We start from the raw sequence: 18,217 nt of genomic DNA on the forward strand, positions 1-18,217 counted from the left end.
AAACAGGGGGCGCCCAGGGCCAAATCCGCCGCTTCGGGCGTCCATGGCCAGCCGGATCGACGTATAGTCTCTGCTGACGAAAGACGCCGCGCCCGGGCTTGTACCGCGCGGCGCGGACTTGCGTCCCCAGACATCGGGCCGGCGCCCTGGCTGCCAGCCACTACCAAGGAAAACCATCATGAAGACCAAAGCCGCCATCGCCTGGAAAGCCGGCGCCCCGCTGACCGTGGAAGAAGTGGACCTGGACGGCCCGCGCGCTGGCGAAGTGCTGGTGGAGATCAAGGCCACGGGTATTTGCCATACCGACTACTACACACTGTCGGGCGCCGACCCGGAGGGCATCTTCCCGGCCATCCTGGGCCACGAAGGCGCCGGCATCGTCACCGACGTGGGCCCGGGCGTGACCTCGCTCAAGCCGGGCGACCACGTGATCCCCCTCTACACGCCGGAATGCCGCCAGTGCAAGTTCTGCCTGTCGCGCAAGACCAACCTTTGCCAAGCCATTCGCTCGACCCAGGGCAAGGGCCTGATGCCCGACGGTACCTCGCGCTTTTCCATCGATGGCAAGCCGATCTTCCATTACATGGGCACCTCCACCTTTGCCAACCACATCGTGGTGCCGGAAATCGCGCTGGCCAAGATCCGCCCGGACGCGCCATTCGACAAGGTTTGCTACATCGGCTGCGGCGTGACCACCGGTGTGGGCGCGGTGCTGTTTACCGCCAAGGTGGAAGCCGGTGCCAACGTGGTGGTATTCGGCCTCGGCGGCATCGGCCTGAACGTGATCCAGGCGGCCAAGATGGTGGGCGCGGACAAGATCATCGGCGTGGACCTGAACCCGGGCCGCGAAGCCATGGCACGCAAGTTCGGCATGACGCATTTCATCAACCCGAACGAAGTCGAGAACGTGGTGGACCATATCGTGCAACTGACCGATGGCGGCGCCGACTACTCCTTCGAGTGCATCGGCAACACCAAGGTCATGCGCCAGGCGCTGGAGTGCTGTCACAAGGGCTGGGGCAAGTCCATCATCATCGGCGTGGCCGAGGCCGGCGCGGAAATCTCCACCCGGCCGTTCCAGCTGGTGACCGGGCGCGAATGGAAGGGATCGGCCTTCGGCGGCGCGCGCGGGCGCACCGATGTGCCCAAGATCGTCGACTGGTACATGGAGGGCAAGCTCAACATCGACGACCTGATCACCCACACCCTGCCGCTGGAGCGCATCAACGAGGGCTTCGACCTGATGAAGCGCGGCGAGTCGATCCGCTCGGTCGTGCTGTACTGAGGCCGGCCATGCTCGAGCTTCTCTCCGAGCACGGCTGCTTCGGCGGCGTGCAGCGCTTCTATCGCCATGCATCGGCCACCATCGGCCTGCCGATGCGGTTCTCGGTGTTCCTGCCCGCGCAGGCGCTGGTCCAGCCCGAACAGCGCCTGCCCGCGCTCTTCTACCTGGCCGGCCTGACCTGTACCGAGGAAACCTTCATGGTCAAGGCCGGGGCCCAGCGCTATGCGGCCGAGCACGGCCTGATCCTGGTGGCGCCGGATACCAGCCCGCGCGACACCGGCATTGCTGGCGAGGCCGAGTCGTGGGATTTCGGTGTGGGGGCGGGCTTCTACCTGGACGCCACGCAGGCGCCGTGGAGCCAGTACTGGCGCATGGAAAGCTACGTGACGCAGGAGCTGTTCGACCTGGTCACCACGGTGCTGCCCGCCGATGCGCAGCGCGTTGGCATCTTCGGCCATTCGATGGGCGGGCACGGCGCGCTGGTGCTGGCGCAGCGTCACCCCGGGCGCTTCCGCTCCGTGTCGGCGTTCGCGCCAATCGCCGCGCCCACGCGTTGCCCCTGGGGCGAGAAAGCGTTCAGCCGCTACCTGGGCGAGGATCGCGCCAGCTGGGAACAGTACGATGCCTCGGCGCTGATGGCGCGCCAGGCAAAGGCACCCTTCCCCCGCGGCATCCTGGTCGACCAGGGCCTGGCCGACAAATTCCTCGCCGAGCAGTTGTATCCGGAGGTCTTCGAAGCCGCGTGCGCCGCCATCGGGCAGCCGCTGCTGCTGCGCCGGCACGAGGGCTACGACCACGGCTACTACTTCATCTCCACCTTGATGGAGAACCATATCCGGCACCACGCGGCGCAGCTCTGAAGTGCGCCGCCGGCAGGGGCGCGGCAAGCTGCCGCTCCCCTGCACGCACGAGCCATGTCGACATCGATCCGCGGCGCCGATGGCAACGTACTGACCCAACACGACAATGCCTGGATCGTGACGCGTGTGCAGCAGCGCTGGGGCATTGACCTGCGTTCCTACTCAAAACAAAAAGCCAACCACAGCCGCTCGTCCGGGCCTGGCCTGGCCTGGCCTGGCGGTACCCATACCATGAGCAACCTGTCCGCCATCGAACTCAAGGCCTTCGTGCCCGCCCGCGATTTCGCGCTCTCCAAGCAGTTCTACCAGGACCTGGGTTTCGTCATGCCGTGGAGCGACGACAGCCTGGCCTACCTGCATCACGGATCGTGCAGCTTCATGCTGCAGAATTTCTACGTCCGGGACCTGGCCGAGAACCTGATGATGCACCTGCTGGTGGAGGACGTCGGGGCCTGGTGGGACAAGGTCAACGCGCAGGACCTCGCCGGGCGCTACGGCGTAAGGCTGGTGCCGCCGCAGGACCAGCCGTGGAAGATGCGGGATTTCGTGCTGCTGGACCCATCCGGGGTGCTGTGGCGTATCGGGCAGAACCTGGAGTAGAACCGCTTCGCTTTGGGCAGGCGGCGCCGCTTGGTAATACGTTGAAACAAGCTGGTGGCCGCTGAAACGGAATCCGTCGGGCGCCGCGTTGCCCGCCGGCACGCCATGCTGCTAGCATCCCCCGGGAACGCGACAACCCCGAAGGACATCACGATGCTCCGCAGCGCCCGCACTTTCCGCCTGATTCCCGTGGCTGCCACGTTGCTGCTCTCCTGCGCCGCCTTTGCGCAAGGCTCGCCCGCCGGCGGCGACGAAGCCATGAACGCGATCCAGAGCAACTTCGCGCGCATGACGCCTTCGCCGCGCACGGTGGACAGCATCAACCAGGAGTTGCGGCAGAACCACGCCGCGCCGGTCGGGACCAGCGGGCGTGGCGGCGGCCGCGGCCGGGGTCGCCAGCGCTCGCAAGACAGCACGCAGAACGGCATCGGCGGCACGGGCGCCGCCGATACGCCGGCGAGCCAGGATCCGGGCCTTCACGCCAATGCGCCCGCCGCGGCCGCATCGCCTGCCACAGGCAATCAGTAACCCTGCGCTATGGCTGCACGGCCCCAAACCGCTCGCGATACTCGCGCGGCGTGATACCTAGCTGGCGCAGGAACGCGCGCCGCAGCCCTTCATCCGACCCGAAGCCCGTGCGCGCCGCAATGGCCTTGAGCGGCAGCTCACCCTGCTCCAGCAGCCGCCGCGCCCCTTCGATGCGCGCCGACTCGATGAACGCCATCGGGCTGGCACCCGCCTCCCGCGCAAACACGCGCCGGAAATTGCGCTCGCTCATCGCCACCCGCCCCGCCATTTCCTCCAGCGTGAAATCGTGCGCCAGGTCGGACAGGATCCAGTCCTGCACCCCGCGAATGCCGGCATGGCTGGTCGCCTGGCTGGCCAGGTGCAGGCTGTACTGCGATTGCCCGCCCGGGCGCTTGAGGTAGACCACCAGCTCGCGTGCCAGGTATAGGGCCAGGTCCCGGCCAAGATCCTCTTCCACCACGGCCAGCGCCAGGTCGATGCCGGCGGTCACCCCGGCGGACGTCCACAGGTTGCCCTGGCGGATGAAGATGGCATCCGCATCCACCTCCACGGCCGGAAAGCGCTGGCGCAGCAGCGTGGCCACGCTCCAGTGCGTGGTGGCGCGGCGCCCGTCCAGCACGCCCGCCGCCGCCAGGAAGAAGGTGCCCGAACACAGCGCAATCAATCGTCCGATGCGTGGCGCCACGGCGCGCGCCCACGGCACGATGCCCTCGGCGTCTCCCATGGCCCGCTCAATGTCGCGCGCGCCGACGATCACCGCGATATCCGGCAGCAGCACGGGATCGAGCCGCGCCGTGGCCTCCAGCGTCATCAGCGTGTCCGAGCGCACCGGGCCGGCCTCCAGCGCCACCACCCGCGTGGCATAGGCCGGTGGCTGCCCGAGCTGGGCCAGCCGCACATTGGCGTAGTCGAACACCGTCATCGGGCCGATCGCCTCCATGGCCTTGAAACCGGGGTACACCACGATATCCACCCGCCTTGGGGCGGCGACTGCCTGCGCTTGCATCGATCTGACCGGAGTGGAAAGCGGCGATCTTAACCCAGCGGGCCATCGGCCACCGCCTCGGTACAAGCATATGCAGCGGCCGCATTAGTCGCTGGGCGTGCAAGCTTGTGCCAACAAATTCGTTCTATTGCAGTGAACCTGTTCTTAGCATGGTGCATATCGTCCACATCCCACCACATCGGGCATACCGCCGCCTAACGAGGAGTGTCATGCATCAAGAGCCAGAGCAACCGTTGGCCGACCACCGTCCCGCGTCCGCGGACAACCCGCGCAGCACCGCCACCCTGAACCGCCGCGGCTGGCTACAGGCAGCCGGCACGCTGGCCGTGGCCAGCGGCATCGCACCCTTTGTCTGGACGTCCCGGGCCAGCGCCGCGGGGCAGCTCAAGCCGATCAAACTGGCCTGGAACGCCAGCGGCGTGTGCCTGGCGCCGGTCGCCGCGGCGGTGAAGGAAGGCATCTTCCGCAACCATGGGCTGGAGGTGGAGCTGATCAACTTCGGCGGCTCCACCGACCAGTTGCTGGAAGCCATTGCGACCAAGAAGGCGGATGCGGGCGTGGGCATGGCGCTGCGCTGGCTCAAGCCGCTGGAACAGGGTTTTGACGTGAAGCTGACCGCCGCCACCCACGGCGGCTGCATGCGGCTGCTCACCCTGCGCAATTCCGGCGTGACCGACCTGAAGAGCCTCAAGGGCAAGACGGTGGCGGTCAGCGACATGGCCAGCCCGGCCAAGAATTTCTTCTCCATCCTGCTGGCCAAGCGCGGCATCGACCCGGTGCGCGACGTGCAGTGGCGCCAATACCCGGCGGACCTGCTCGGCATCGCGCTGGAAAAGGGCGAGGCCCAGGCCGCCGCCGATGGCGATCCGCGCACCTACCTGCTGCGCAAGGAACGCAGCCTGGTCGAGGTGGCCACCAACCTGTCGGATGAATACGCCAACCGCTCCTGCTGCGTGCTGGGGATTCGCGGCAGCCTGCTGCGCGAGGACAAGCCGGCCGCCGCCGCGCTCACGCACGCCGTGCTGCAGGCGCAGGACTGGACGGTAGCCCACCCGGAAGAAACCGCCCGGCATTTTGCCGAGTTCGCCAAGGTGCCGCAGGCCGATGTGGTGGCCATGCTCAAGAGCCACACCCACGGCCACCATCCGGTCGGCGCGGACCTGAAGAAGGAACTGGCGCAATACACGGACGAGCTCAAGCTGGTGTCGGTCATCCGGCCGGGCACCGACTCCAACAAATTCGCGGAGCGCATCTATGCCAACGTTCTCGGCTGAAGGGCAACACGGTGCGCATGGCTTGCAGGATGCGCACGATGATTTCCTGGCCGTGCCCGCGCCCGCCGTGCCGCGCGTCTGGCTGGGTGGCGCGCTGGCCGCGGCGGCCTGGCTGAGCGTGGCGGCCATCGTCAAGTTCTGGCCAGAGCCGGAGGATTGGCCGCTGACCCATGAGACCGCCTCGCTGTTCGCGGGCATTGCCGTGGTGCTGCTGGTGCTGGCCTTCGTGCAGCACCGGCTGGGCGGCATTGGCGCCTCGTTGCGCCGCGCAGGGCCATGGCTGCTGGTGCTGGCGGTGCTGACCTTCATCTGGGAAGTGGTGACCGCCAAGCTCGGGCTGCTGCCGCGCCCCTTCTTCGCGCCGCCGCAGGCGCTTGTCGAAGTCTTTGTCGAAGACTATGCACGGCTGGCGGAGGCGGTGGCGCATTCGTTGCGCCTGCTGGCCACCGGCTACCTGCTGGGTGCGCTGGCGGGCTTCCTGACTGGCGTGTCCATCGGCTGGTCGACCCGCGCGGGCTACTGGGTCCATCCGGTGCTGCGCCTGCTGGGCCCGCTGCCGGCCACGGCCTGGCTGCCGATCGTGTTCTTCGCCTTTCCCAGCAGCGCCAGCGCCGCGACCTTCCTGGTGGCGCTGGCCACTTGGTTCCCGGTCACGGTGCTGACCTGGTCAGGCGTGGCGGCGGTCGACCCGGCGTACTACGACGTGGCGCGCACGCTCGGCGCCAAGGAGCGCTTCCTGGTGCTCAAGGTGGCGGTGCCCGCGGCGCTGCCCAGCGTGTTCGTTGGCTTGTTCATGGGCCTTGGCGCGTCGTTCTCCGTGCTGGTGGTGGCCGAGATGCTGGGCGTCAAGTCCGGGCTGGGCTGGTATCTGCAATGGGCCCAGGGCTGGGCCGCCTACGCCAGCATGTACGGCGCGCTGCTGGTCATGGCGATCATCTTCTCGGGGCTTATCACGCTGCTGTTCCGCTCACGGGATCGCCTGCTGGCATGGCAAAAAGGAGTGGTCAAATGGTAAGCGCCGTGCTCGACAAACCCGCCCAGGCCCAACCTGCGCAAGCCGCCACCGGCAGGGACAGCGCCAGCAACGGCGTGCGCCTGACGATCGACCAGGTGAGCCACCATTTCACGCTGCGCGACCAGGTATTGCCGGTGCTCAGCCGCGTCAGCCTGACGGCCGAGCCGGGCGAATTCGTGGCCCTGCTCGGCCCCAGCGGCTGCGGCAAGTCCACCCTGCTGCGGCTCGTTGCCGGGCTGGAGCCGCCGCGGCGCGGCACGCTGGCAGTGGATGGCGTGCCGATCGGCGGGCCGGACCCGAGCCGGGTGGTGGTGTTCCAGGACCCGACGCTGTACCCGTGGCGCACCGTCTGGGACAACGCCGCACTGGGCCTGGAGGCGCGCGGCTTGCTCGGCAGCCAGCGCGAGCGCGTGGACGATGCGCTGGCGCGCGTCGGCCTGACCGAGTTCGCGCGGGCCTATCCGCGCCAGCTGTCCGGCGGCATGGCGCAACGCGCCGCGCTGGCGCGCGCGCTGGTCAACGAGCCACGCTTGCTGATCCTCGACGAACCGCTGGGCAAGCTCGATTCCCTCACGCGCCTGAGCATGCAGGGCGAACTGGTTTCGCTATGGCAGCGCTCGCGCTTTACCGCGCTGCTGGTCACCCACGACGTGGAAGAAGCACTGCTGCTGGCAACCCGCGTGATCGTGTTCAGCGAACGCCCCGCCCGCATCACGGCGGAAATCAAGATCGATCGCGACTACCCGCGCCACCGCGACGATCCCGAGCTGATCCGGCTGCGCCGCGAGATCCTGGGCCTGCTGGGGCTGGGCCAGGGATGGTAAGCCATGCCCGATGAACTCTGGCATCTGAACGGCACCGGGTGGCTGGGCCCGCATGCGGTGCAAGGGCGCAACCCAGCGCGCGCCCTGCCCCGCATCCCGCCGGCAGCGCTGCGTGCTGCGCGCCGCGCGGCAGGCACCATGGCACTGGCCGCCGGTGCCATGGCCATGCCACTTTGGCTGTTCACGGGTGCACCCTGGCAAGCACAACCGGCCGAGCCCGGCCCACTGCTCCTGCAGGCCCGGACGCGCGGCGAGCTGGTGGTGGGCGTGCACGCTTATCCGCGCCCCACGCCACCGGGCCGGCCCCTGATCGCGGAGCCCGACCCGGGCGAGGCCGCACTGGCCGCCGAGCTCGGCCGCGCGCTGGGCGTACCGGTGCGGCTGCGCCATCTGCCCGTTGCGAGCTTCGGCAACGGTGCCAACACGGATATCGACCTCGCCTTCGGCGCGCCGCAGGACGCCGCACGTCCGCGCGCGGCTGCCGTGCCGGCACCGGCCACGCCGCGCGGCACCTTGCTGACGCTGCGCTACACGCCGGTCAGCCGGCTCGACGCCCTCAATGGCAAGACGGCCTGCGTGAGCGCGGGCAGCCCCTTCCAACCCGCGCTGGCGCGCGCCGGCGCCGTGCTGCGCAGCTATCCCTCCGCGCTGCAGGCACTGCTGGCGTTCCGCCGCGGCGAGTGCGCGGCGGTGGCGGAAGACGCCACGCTGGTCGCCCGGGTGATGCGCTTGCCCGAGTGGCGTTTCTTTACCGCGGCGCCGCTGGTGCTCGACGGCGAGGGCGCGGCGTTGGCGCTGCGCCAGCCGGACGCGCAATCCGCCCGCTACCTGGCGCAATGGCTGGCGCGCTGGCAGCGCGACGGGCGCCTTGCACGGCTGCGCGACGCGGCCGCCGGCGACGCCGCTTTCAACATGATGCTGGTGGAGAGCGGGCTGATTTGCCACTAAGCCCCCGCCAAGCAACACCAAAGACAAAACAGCACAAGCACACGACAGGAGCAACCATGAGCTTGCAGTCCACCGGCACCACCAGCCGGCAGCGGATTTCCCAGTGGCATCGCGAGAACGGCTTTGCCTCAGCCGAGCCGGCCACGCCACTGCCCGACGCGGCCCGCACGCTTGCCTCCGACGAAGCACTGCGTGCCTTGTCCGAACGCTTTGCCGCGCGTGCCGCCGCCCATGACCGCGATGGCAGCTTCGCCTTCGAGAACATCGCCGAGCTCCACCAGCTCGGCCTGCTCGCGCTGACCGTGCCGCGCGCGCTTGGCGGTGCCGGGGCGGGACTCGCCGACGTCCGCCGCATCGTCCATCACGTTGCCGCCGGAGATCCGTCTACCGCGCTGGTGCTGGTGATGCAGATCCTTGGCCACCGCAACCTGGCGCAGGACACGCAATGGCCGGCGCCCGTGCGGGAGCAGGTGCAGCGCAGCGCGGTGGAGCAAGGCGCGCTGATCAACTCGCTGCGCGTGGAGCCCGAGCTGGGGTCTCCCGCGCGCGGCGGCCTGCCGGCCACGGTGGCGCGCCGGCACGGCGATGGCTGGCGCTTGTCCGGCCACAAGATCTACTCCACCGGCATCCCGGCCCTGAGCTGGCTGGCCGTATGGGGACGCACCGATGAGCCGGTCCCGCGCACCGGCGTGTTCCTGGTGCCGCGCGATGCGCCCGGCATCACCGTGGTGCCCACCTGGGACCACCTCGGCATGCGCGCCACCGGCAGCCACGACGTGGTCTTCGACAACACGCCGCTGCCCGCCGCCTACGCGGTCGACCTGCGCCTGCCCGCCGCCTGGGGCGAGCGCTACGACCCGGCCTGGGCCGTGTGGACGTCGACCCTGCTCGGCACGCTTTATGACGCCGTGGCGCGCAGCGCCCGCGACTGGTTCGTGGCATGGCTCAACCTGCGCGCCCCTGGCAGCCTGGGCGCGCCGCTGGCCACCTTGCCGCGCTTCCAGGAAGCGGTGGGCCGCATCGACGCCTGGCTGCTGGCCAACCGCATCCTGCTGGAGCGCTTCAGCGCGGATGCCGATGCCGGCGCACCGGCCAGCGCCAGCGACAGCAACCTGCTCAAGCTCAACGTGACCGACAACGCCATCGCCGCCGTCGAGCTCGCGCTCAGGCACGCCGGCAACCCCGCCCTGTCGCGCGGCAACCCGCTTGAGCGCCACTACCGTAACGTGCTCTGCAGCCGCATCCACACGCCGCAGAACGACGCGATCCTGGCCGGCGCCGGCGCGCAGGCCCTGCACGCGGCGGCCGACATCGCAACCCACGCCGCGGCAGCCACACCGCCCGGCACCCAAGCCTGAGGCCATCATGACCCGACCCGATTCCCAGCCGCGCCGCATCGCCATCGTCGGCGGCGGCATGGCCGGCACCCTGAGCGCCATCCGCCTGCTGCGCGACAGCAGCGCCCCGCTTGCCATCCACCTGTTCGAGCCGCGCGCCGAGCCGGGGCGCGGCCTGGCCTACAGCACGCAGGACCCGGCCCACTACCTGAACGGGCCCGCGCTGAACTTCAGTCTTTATCCCGAAGCGCTGGAGGACTTCTCGCAATGGCTGGTGCGCCACGGGCATGCCAGCGCAGCCGAGGCCGACAATGCCTTCGCCCCGCGCAGCGTCTATGGCGACTACCTGCGAGACACCCTGGCGCGCGCCCTGGCCGGGGCCGCCGGACGCGTCACGCTGGAGCATGTACGCACGGAAATCACCGACGTGACCATCGGCGTGCCGCACCGCGTGCGCGGCGCCGACGGCCGCGCATGGGACGCCGACCACATCGTTCTGGCCACCGGCGTGCAGCAGGCACGGCCAGCGCTGGCACAAGACGACACACTGGAAACCGACGGCCGCTACATCCCGGATCCCTGGCAACCCGATGCACTGGCCCGGCTCGCAAGCGCGCGCGATATCGCCTTGATCGGCACCAGCCTGACCATGCTCGACGTGGTTGCCACGCTGGAGCGGCTCGGTTTCACCGGCACCTACCACGCGTTCTCGCGGCGCGCGCTGGTGCCCTGGCTGCGCCACAACGCCGGCCCCTGCGACGACTTCCTCGCCGCTGCCGGGCCCGAAGCGCTGGCCGCGCCCACCGCCCGCAGCGTGGTCCGCTGGGTGCGCCACCAGCGCGACAAGCTGGCCACCCAGGGCCTCGACTGGCAAAGCGTGCCGCCCGCGCTGCGCACCTACATCGCCCCGCTGTGGGCAGCCGCCAGCGTGCCGGAGCGCCAACGCTTCCTGCGCCACGTGCGCCCCTTCTGGGACAACCTGCTGCATCGCGCGGCACCGCCCACGCACGCGGTCTTCGAGGCAGTGCGTGCGCAGGGCCGCCTGCATGTGCACGCCGCCCGCGTCACCGCGCTCGAAGCCGTGGCCGGCAAGAATGAAGTGAATAACGCCAACGGCTGGCAACGCGGCCCCGCAGGCAAGGCGGAGAAACACGTCCGGGTGGCTCTGCACCTCTCCCGCGAACTGCAAGCCCCGGCCACGGTGGACGCCGCCATCAACTGCACCGGCGCGGAATACGGCTGGCACGCCGGCAACACCCGGCCGCTGGTGCGCAGCCTGCTGGCGCGCGGCCTGGTCCGGCAAGCGGCAGCCGGCTCCGGCCTGGACGGCGACGCGCACGGCCGCGTATTCGATCGCGGCGGCCGCCTCGTGCCGGGCCTCAGCGCACTGGGCGCGCCGCTGCGCGGGGCGCTGTGGGAATCCGGCACCATCATCGACGTGCGCAACCAGGCGGCAGCGCTGGCGGCGCGGCTGGTGGAGGAACTCGGACTAACGGCCGAGATCGAGGCGCAGGCAGCCTAGCAGGCTGGTGGGCTGGTGGGCTGGCATCCGGCCAAAGGGCAGGCGCACCCTGAAAGCGGCAACGCTTGCCAAGCGCACCCGCCGTTGGCATATAATCTCGCCCGGGCGCTGGCAGGGCGCCCGCTCCCGCAAAAGCCAGCGCACCTGCCTGCCCGTACCGTACGGCGCCGAGCGATCCAGCCCGGCACCGCCAGTTCGTTGCAAGAACCACACCGTTGACCTTTTTTGCCGCCGCGGGAAACGGCATTGCAAAGGACATGACATGTGGCTCACAACGCTCAACACACCAGCTCGCGCCCCCAATAGCGACTTCCTGCGCCGCCATGCACGCAGGCTGCTGCGCCAGCTCCACGCCGAACAAGCCATGCAGGCGCTACCGGTAATCCGGCGCATCCACCGCGCGCAGGTACGCACGCAAAGCGTCGCGGAACTCTACCGGCTGCGCCACACCCTGCAGCTCAAGCATTGCCTGCAACTGCTGGCGGCCGAACTGGGCTACGCCAGCTGGTCCGCATGCAAACGCGACATCGACGGCCGGCCCGCCAGGGTACTGGACCGCTACCGCCTCGACCTTGGACAGTTCGGCGACTACCAGCAACTCTGGTTCGCCGACCGGCAAGGCGCCCAGGCATGGCAAGCCTCCAACGGCGGTTACGTGGTGGCGTATGGCGAGCAAGCGGCGGTACTGCTGACTGGCAACGCCATGCCGGCGATGCGCGACTGACCGCGGGGCCGTATGGGGCGCCTCGGGGCACCTCCGGGCACCTCGGCGCCTACTTCGCCGCCGGGCGCCTTGCCAGCTGACGGTAGCGCGTCAGCGCCCATAGCGGGAAGTAGGCGGTGTAGCCGTGGTACTTCAGGTAGTAGATGCGGGGGAAGCCCGGCGCATTGTGCGACGGATGCTGCCAAAGGCCGCTGCCAGCCTGGCAGTCCAGCAGGTAAGCAATGCCCCTGCGCACTGCGGGCGTATCCACCTCGCCCACGGCGAAGAGGGCCAGCAACGCCCAGGCGGTGCTGTTGGGCGTGCTCTCGCCCCCATTGGTGCCGGCCAGCGAGCCATCGAAGTAGCTATCGTTGGTCTCGCCCCATCCACCGTCGGCGTGCTGGCAGCGTAGCAGCCAGTCGACTGCCTTGCGGATATAGGGCTGGCGCACGTCCTCGCCCACCAGCGCCAGGCCCGCCAGCACGCTCCAGGTGCCATAGATATAGTTGCTGCCCCAGCGTCCCCACCAGGCGCCGTCGGCGCGTTGCGTGCGGCGCAGATAGGCCACGCAGCGCTCGACGGCGTCGGCGTGCGCTTCGCGGTTTCCGCTCAGGCCGATGCATAGCAGCACACGCCCGGAAACGTCCTCGGTGGGCGGATCCAGCAGGGCGCCGTGGTCGGCGAAGGGGATGCGGTTCAGGTAATCGCGATCGCAATTGGCATCGAAGGCGCCAAAGCCGCCATTGCGCGATTGCAGGCCTACCATCCATTTCACGGCGCTCGCGACCGCGTCCTGGTAGCGCTCGGGCTGGCCGATCCGGCGCGCGTGCACGGCCAGCATGGCGGCTACCACGGCGCTGTCGTCGATGTCCGGGTAATGGGCATTGGCGTACTGGAACGCCCAGCCGCCGGGCTGCACGGAGGCCGGCACGTGCTTGCCCCAATCGCCGCGCAGGTCTCGCACCTGCCGCGCTTCCAGCCAGTCGTAGGCGCGCTGCACCGCCTGCTGCGTGCACGCGTCGGTGCCGGCGTGCTGCAAGGCCATGATGCTCCAGGCGGTATCCCACACCGGTGACAGACAGGGCTGGCAATAGGCCGAGCCGTCGGCGCGGCGCACCACGAGCTTGCGGATCGCGGCCAGGCAGGTAACGCGTGCCGGATCGGTCTTTGGCACGCCAAGCAGCGTCATCATCTCGTACCAGTACACCATCGGCGGAAAGATCCCGCCCAGGCCATCCTCGCCGTTCATGCGCTCCACGCACCAGGCTTGCGCCCGGGCGATGGCCCGCCGGCGCACCGCGGCGGGAATCCACGGCTCGATCGTGCGTGCCAACTTGTCGGCCACCAGAAAGGCCTTGCGCATCAGGCCCTCGCGGGAGAAATAGTGCCGCTCGTGCTCGGGCGGCGTGACGAACAGCTCGCTGACCCCGACACGGTGCGGATTGATGGCCTTGGCCCGCAACGAACACAGCACCGTCAGCGGCACCAGCGTGGAGCGCGCCCAGTAGGCCATCTTGTCCAGATGCACCGGCGCCCAGCGCGGGAACAGGATGAGCTCGACCGGTACGAAGGGCGTGGCGCGCCAAGGCACCTGACCGAATGTGGCCAGGAGGATGCGGGTGAAAACATTGGCCTTGGCGGCCCCGCCCTGCGCCAGGATGGCGCGGCGAGCCTGGGCCATGTGCGGGGCATCCGGGTCGTCGCCGGCCGCCTTCAGCGCGAAATAGGCCTTGACGCTGCATGACACGTCGAGCGCGCCGCCGTGGTACTGGTCCCAGCCACCATGACGGTCTTGCCTCTGGATGCTTCGCAGGTAGACCGCCATCGCCGCCTGCAAATCGGCGTCGATTTCGTCCACGAAGTGCATCATCAGGATGTACTCCGCAGTAATGGTGGCATCTGACTCGAGCTCGAAGCACCAGTGGCCGTCGCGATGCTGGTGGCTCAGCAGGGCGTCTCGGGCCGCGTCGATGGCCCGGTGCAAATTCGCGTCGGCGCCCGGCGTGGCCGGCGTGGGCGCGCCGGCGTCCTGCCAGGGGCCAAATTGAGCGCTTGGCTGGGTATTCAGTTGGGTATTCAGTGAGGTACTCAATTGAGCGTTCGATCGTGCGTTCATTGCGGCTGGCACCGCGTCATCTGGTCCAGCTGGCGCAGGACCTCGACCCTCAGCCCGGGTTCCATCGACTGGCTGCCCAGCAGGTCGGCGAGCCACAGCCCGTCAGCAGCCAGGCGGCAAATCATCAGCCTCGCCGCCTCCGCCGCGGGCAGCGGATCGGGGCGCGCGATTTCGGCAATGCGTGGTGCCCAGCGATCGCGTGTATCGGCATCGGTCAGCATCAGCGCCAGCAGCAGATGCAGATAGCTGGCGGCGTCCTCTTTCCGCTCTTCCTGCAACGTCGCCCGCATATAGGCCCGCGCCGCGCGGCCCTCGGCCTGCGTGTCGCTGGCGATCGCAGCGGCCACATCGGTGTTGAAGGTCTCAACCGCATCGTCGAAGAGCGCGTCCAGCAGCGCTTGCTTATTGCGGAAATGATGCTGCAACCCACCCTTGCTGACGCCGGCACGCGCCGCCACCGCATCCAGCGTCACGGCGCGCAGGCCGGATTCGAGGGCGAGCTGCGCCGCAGCGTGCAATAGCTGCGGGCGCAGCACGTCGGGCTGCTTCTTTCGGCGGTGTGCTTGTGTCATGGGCCCGGATCATACCATCCAGACGGATTGTTTTGAATCCGGTTGCACGGCGCGCCAAGAACCCGTTTCAGGATGAAGTCTCCTCGCGCCGGAGCAGCCCCGCCGGCGCCGCTTCGCCGCCGTTCCGGATTGCCAGGGCAAGCGCCAGGGCGAACGCGCAACCAACGCCCGCCCTGCCTCTCACACTCACTGCCTCCGCGTATCCCCAACGACCGGATCCATGCCGCTGCGCTCGATCTCGCCCCGCGCCGCGGGCGAAGCCAGATAGCGAATCAACGCGCGCCCGGCCTCAGGATGCTCCGCCCCCACCGGTACGCCGGCGGCAAATGTCGTGATTTTCTGCAAAGGCTCGGGAATCTTGCCAACAAAGCTGGCACCCTTGACCGGCAGCAGCTCGCTGACCTGCTGCAGCCCGATCTGGTATTCGCCCTGCGCCACCACGCTGCCAACCGGCGTCTTCTCGATCTTGTGGGCTCGGCCCTTGACCTGCGCCTCGATGCCTAGCTTCCTGAACATCTCCGTCTCGACATACACGCCGCTGGCGCTGTCCGAGTAGGCGATGGACCTGGCATCCAGCAGGGTCTTGCGGAATGCGTCGACGGTGCTGATATCCGGCTTGGGCGCGCCCTCGCGCACCGACAGGCCGATGCGCGAATCGGCCAGGTCGACCCGGCTGTCCGGCAGCACCTTGCCTTGCTTGATCAGGTCATCCAGCGCATAGGCCACCATGATCACCACGTCGGCATGCTCGCCGCGCGCGAGCCGGTTGGGAATGGCCTCGGGCGACTTGCCCATCGAGGGGCCCCATGCGGTGGACAGCGTATTGCCGGTGGCCTTCTCGAAGCCCGGGCCGAGCGCCTTGTAGGCCGCGGTAAAGCCGCCCGAATTCATGACCTTGACCTCGTCGGCCAGCGCATTGCCGGCGGCCAGCGCCATGCTGGCCACGCCGGCCAGCATGAGCGCCAGCCATGGCTGCTTGTGTTGCCGAGGGAGATGGGAAGGGGAAGCAGGCTTGCGGGCTGCCTTGACGGGGGACGGCACGGCAATGGTCAGCATGGTCGGCGTGGTCATATGCGCTCTCTGTGGGCATTGAAATGGAAATCGGCCTGCCCGCTTCAGTCTCCGCGGCGCAGGCCGACCATTCTATGCAAGCACCGCGCACGGCGATAATGCAATGTTTCTTGGATTTGATCGGTTTTACGCATCAATACCGGCGCTGCCGCCCCCGCCTTGCGCCGATGTGGCCGCGCTCCGGCCACGCCGTGCCACCGCCTGCCCGACCATGTCGTACAGCGCTTGCGCATGCGCCGGCAACGTACGCCCACGGCGGCGCAGGATGCCCAGCGTGCGGGACACGGCAGGATCGCGCAGGGGGACCGCGACCAGCGTGGCGCGCTCGCCACCGGGCAGCGCCAGGCGCGGCACGGCCGCTACCCCCAGCCCGGCCTCCACCAGCGCGAGCACGCTGCTGACATGGCGCACTTCGTAGAAGGCGGCCGGCCGCAGCGGCAGCTCGGCCAGGGCAAGATCCAGCATCAGCCGGTTGCCGCTCGACTTGGCTAACGCTACCAGCGTGTGGGCGCCAAGTTCAGCCCATTTCACCGAGCGGCGCCGGGCCAGCGGATGGTCGTGTCGGCAAGCCAGCACGAAAGGATCGCGCAGCAAGGGCTCGAACAGCAGGTCGGCCTCCTGCGTGCCGATGAAGTTCAGGCCAAAGTCCGCCTCGCCGCTGGCCACGCTGTGCAAGACGACGTTGGCGCCTTCGTCCACCATCTTGACGCGGACGTTGGGGAATTGCGCATGAAAACGCGCGATCACCGCCGGCAGGAAGTAATGCGCCGCCGACGGCACGCAGGCAACCGTCACCTCGCCTGAGCGCGTCGCGGCCGCGTCGCCGATGCCCATCAGGGAAGATTCCACTTCCGCCAGCAGCGCGCGCGCCTTACCGACAAACTCCCGGCCCACCACGGTCAGGGTGACGCGGCGCGTGGTGCGCTCGAACAGCCTGACATTGAGCGCCTGCTCCAGTTTGTCGATACGACGCGACAGGGCCGGCTGCGACAGGCTGAGAGCCTCGGCGGCAGCGCGGAAGCCGCCTTGCTCCACCACGGCCACCATCGCCTGCAGGTCGCCGAGGTCAAATCTGATCGGTTGCATTGTGTTCCAGGCTAGGGCAGTGATGAAGGGATCAGGCAGGCATTGATGCGCCCTGCCGATCAAAGCGTTCCGCCCCGCATTCTAGCCGTCCGGCCCCGGCGCGTCCTCTCGCACCGGCCTCCCGCAGGCGGTTGTCCGACACCCCACGTGCGTAGGTGAATGGGGACAACGCCATTGAGGTATTCTCGCGAGCTTCGCCGCCAGGCCCGGCGAGACTACCCGCCTCACCAAGCCTCATCACGCCCACCCACTGCACCGGAGGAAATTTGCAGATGTCCGACCCGTTCGCCCTGCTAGCCGTTACGACGCTCCTTAGCGTCATGATGCTGGCGATCGTCTGGTCGCTGCGGCGCTGCGGCCAGCCGGGCGTGACGCTGTGGTGGCAAGCCAACCTGACGGCCATGGTCGCGCTGCTGCTGATTACACTGCGCGACAGGATCCCGGATGCGCTATCGATCGTGGTGGCCAACGGCGCGCTGGCTTGGGGGCTGGCATTGTTTCATGCGGGCATCGCCCGCTTCTGCGGGCGGCAGCCACCCTGGCGCGCGATGATCGCCGGCACCCTCGCCGTGGTGGCCGGCGTCGTGACGTGGCGCTATGTATTCAATGATTTCAATACCCGCGTGGTCATCGTCTCGGCATTCCACGCCACATTCTGCGCCTGCGCAGGGTACGTGCTGGTGCGCTACCGCCCGCGCGCTCGCCCGGCCAGCCATTATCTGACCACCGCCGGGTTCGCCTTCTTCCTGTCCGCGGCGCATGCATTGCGGGGCGTGCTGTCCGCGCTCTCGGTCATGGACCACCCTGCCACGACGAGCACGCCCGGATTGAATGCCGCCTTCCTGGTGCTCGGCGCGCTGGCCATGCCGGGCCTCACCATGGGCGCCGTGCTGATGATCCACGACGCCATGGTGCGCCAGCTCGAGGCCGTGGCCAACACGGATTTCCTGACCGGCGTGATGTCGCGCAAGGCGTTCGAGAACGAGGCCGCGCGCGAGCTGGCGCGCGCCGGGCGCGGCGGCCCTCCGCCCGTGCTGCTGATCATCGACATCGACCACTTCAAGGCGGTCAACGACACCTTCGGCCATGCCGCGGGCGACGCCGTGCTGGTGGAGTTCGCGCGCCTGGCCGCCGCCAGCCTGCGCGCGCCTGACAGCATCGGCCGCATGGGCGGCGAGGAATTCGTCGTGCTGCTGCCCGCCAGTTCGCTGGAAGCGGCCCGCCCTGCCGCCGAGCGCATCCGCCTGCTGGCCGAAGGTAGCCGAGTCAGTGGCCCGTTCGGCACCGTGCACTACACGGTCAGCGGCGGCTATGCCCGGTGGCACCCCGGCGAGAGCCTGGCGCAGCTCACCGCGCGCGCCGATACGGCGCTCTACATGGCCAAGCTATCGGGACGCAACCGCATGCTGGCGCATGTGCCTGCCCCGGCAGCAGCCAGCGCGCCCTCCGAACTGGTCACTAGGCACTGAC

The 18,217-nt window shown here is 68.9% G+C and carries 17 protein-coding genes; 12 read left to right on the forward strand and 5 right to left on the reverse strand.

Annotation, left to right across the window (positions count from 1 at the left end; all coding sequences use genetic code 11):
• The first annotated feature begins 178 nt into the window (after window positions 1–178).
• The 4 genes from AC1Q7Q_RS04140 to AC1Q7Q_RS04155 all read left to right on the forward strand — a co-directional run bounded on the left by AC1Q7Q_RS04140 (window position 179) and on the right by AC1Q7Q_RS04155 (window position 3,273).
• Window positions 179–1,285, forward strand: a complete 1,107-nt coding sequence (locus tag AC1Q7Q_RS04140) for an S-(hydroxymethyl)glutathione dehydrogenase/class III alcohol dehydrogenase (protein ID WP_253930794.1) — start codon at window positions 179–181, stop codon at window positions 1,283–1,285.
• Window positions 1,286–1,293: 8 nt separating this feature from the next.
• On the forward strand, window positions 1,294–2,145 hold the full coding sequence (gene fghA / locus AC1Q7Q_RS04145) for an S-formylglutathione hydrolase (protein WP_492370875.1): 852 nt from the start codon (window positions 1,294–1,296) through the stop codon (window positions 2,143–2,145).
• Window positions 2,146–2,199: 54 nt separating this feature from the next.
• A complete protein-coding gene (locus tag AC1Q7Q_RS04150) occupies window positions 2,200–2,745 on the forward strand; it encodes a VOC family protein (protein WP_492370876.1) in 546 nt (181 codons plus the stop codon).
• Window positions 2,746–2,898: 153 nt separating this feature from the next.
• Entirely contained in the window at window positions 2,899–3,273 is a 375-nt protein-coding gene (locus AC1Q7Q_RS04155) for a hypothetical protein (protein WP_492370877.1), read from the forward strand.
• Window positions 3,274–3,280: 7 nt separating this feature from the next.
• Here AC1Q7Q_RS04155 and AC1Q7Q_RS04160 read toward each other — a convergent pair whose 3' ends face one another.
• Complete coding sequence (locus AC1Q7Q_RS04160; RefSeq protein ID WP_253930791.1) at window positions 3,281–4,279, reverse strand: GlxA family transcriptional regulator; 999 nt, start codon at window positions 4,277–4,279, stop codon at window positions 3,281–3,283.
• A 209-nt stretch (window positions 4,280–4,488) separates the two neighbouring features.
• Between AC1Q7Q_RS04160 and AC1Q7Q_RS04165 the strand changes: the two genes are divergently transcribed.
• The 7 genes from AC1Q7Q_RS04165 (at window position 4,489) to AC1Q7Q_RS04195 (ending at window position 11,923) form a co-directional block, all read left to right on the forward strand.
• Window positions 4,489–5,553, forward strand: a complete 1,065-nt coding sequence (locus AC1Q7Q_RS04165) for an ABC transporter substrate-binding protein (protein WP_492370878.1) — start codon at window positions 4,489–4,491, stop codon at window positions 5,551–5,553.
• Window positions 5,534–6,568: an ABC transporter permease gene (locus AC1Q7Q_RS04170; protein ID WP_416052455.1), complete on the forward strand. Its 1,035-nt coding sequence runs from the start codon at window positions 5,534–5,536 to the stop codon at window positions 6,566–6,568. Before AC1Q7Q_RS04165 ends, AC1Q7Q_RS04170 begins: the two co-directional genes overlap by 20 nt.
• Window positions 6,562–7,392, forward strand: coding sequence for an ABC transporter ATP-binding protein (locus AC1Q7Q_RS04175; protein WP_416052454.1), 831 nt, complete (start codon window positions 6,562–6,564; stop codon window positions 7,390–7,392). Before AC1Q7Q_RS04170 ends, AC1Q7Q_RS04175 begins: the two co-directional genes overlap by 7 nt.
• 3 nt (window positions 7,393–7,395) lie before the next feature.
• Entirely contained in the window at window positions 7,396–8,340 is a 945-nt protein-coding gene (locus AC1Q7Q_RS04180) for a substrate-binding periplasmic protein (protein WP_492370879.1), read from the forward strand.
• 56 nt (window positions 8,341–8,396) lie between these two features.
• The gene (locus tag AC1Q7Q_RS04185) at window positions 8,397–9,698 is read left to right on the forward strand and encodes an acyl-CoA dehydrogenase family protein (protein WP_492370880.1); all 1,302 of its coding nucleotides are present in this window, start codon (window positions 8,397–8,399) and stop codon (window positions 9,696–9,698) included.
• Between the two features lie 7 nt (window positions 9,699–9,705).
• Window positions 9,706–11,199 carry an FAD/NAD(P)-binding protein gene (locus tag AC1Q7Q_RS04190; protein WP_492370881.1) on the forward strand — a complete coding sequence of 498 codons (1,494 nt, stop codon included), beginning with the start codon at window positions 9,706–9,708 and terminating at the stop codon, window positions 11,197–11,199.
• Window positions 11,200–11,461: 262 nt separating this feature from the next.
• Window positions 11,462–11,923: a hypothetical protein gene (locus AC1Q7Q_RS04195; protein WP_492370882.1), complete on the forward strand. Its 462-nt coding sequence runs from the start codon at window positions 11,462–11,464 to the stop codon at window positions 11,921–11,923.
• A 49-nt stretch (window positions 11,924–11,972) separates the two neighbouring features.
• Here AC1Q7Q_RS04195 and shc read toward each other — a convergent pair whose 3' ends face one another.
• The 4 genes from shc to AC1Q7Q_RS04215 all read right to left on the reverse strand — a co-directional run bounded on the left by shc (window position 11,973) and on the right by AC1Q7Q_RS04215 (window position 16,747).
• Window positions 11,973–14,018, reverse strand: coding sequence for a squalene--hopene cyclase (shc, locus tag AC1Q7Q_RS04200; protein WP_492370883.1), 2,046 nt, complete (start codon window positions 14,016–14,018; stop codon window positions 11,973–11,975).
• Complete coding sequence (locus AC1Q7Q_RS04205; protein WP_492370884.1) at window positions 14,015–14,590, reverse strand: TetR/AcrR family transcriptional regulator; 576 nt, start codon at window positions 14,588–14,590, stop codon at window positions 14,015–14,017. Before AC1Q7Q_RS04205 ends, shc begins: the two co-directional genes overlap by 4 nt.
• Before the next feature lie 186 nt (window positions 14,591–14,776).
• Complete coding sequence (locus AC1Q7Q_RS04210; protein WP_492370961.1) at window positions 14,777–15,547, reverse strand: substrate-binding domain-containing protein; 771 nt, start codon at window positions 15,545–15,547, stop codon at window positions 14,777–14,779.
• Between the two features lie 240 nt (window positions 15,548–15,787).
• Entirely contained in the window at window positions 15,788–16,747 is a 960-nt protein-coding gene (locus AC1Q7Q_RS04215) for a LysR family transcriptional regulator (protein ID WP_492370885.1), read from the reverse strand.
• A 272-nt stretch (window positions 16,748–17,019) separates the two neighbouring features.
• On the opposite strand from AC1Q7Q_RS04215, the gene AC1Q7Q_RS04220 reads away from it, so the two are divergent.
• Complete coding sequence (locus AC1Q7Q_RS04220) at window positions 17,020–18,216, forward strand: GGDEF domain-containing protein (protein WP_492370886.1); 1,197 nt, start codon at window positions 17,020–17,022, stop codon at window positions 18,214–18,216.
• Window position 18,217: the final 1 nt, after the last annotated feature.

The organism is Cupriavidus sp. GW823-FHT07A04 (assembly GCF_058794615.1).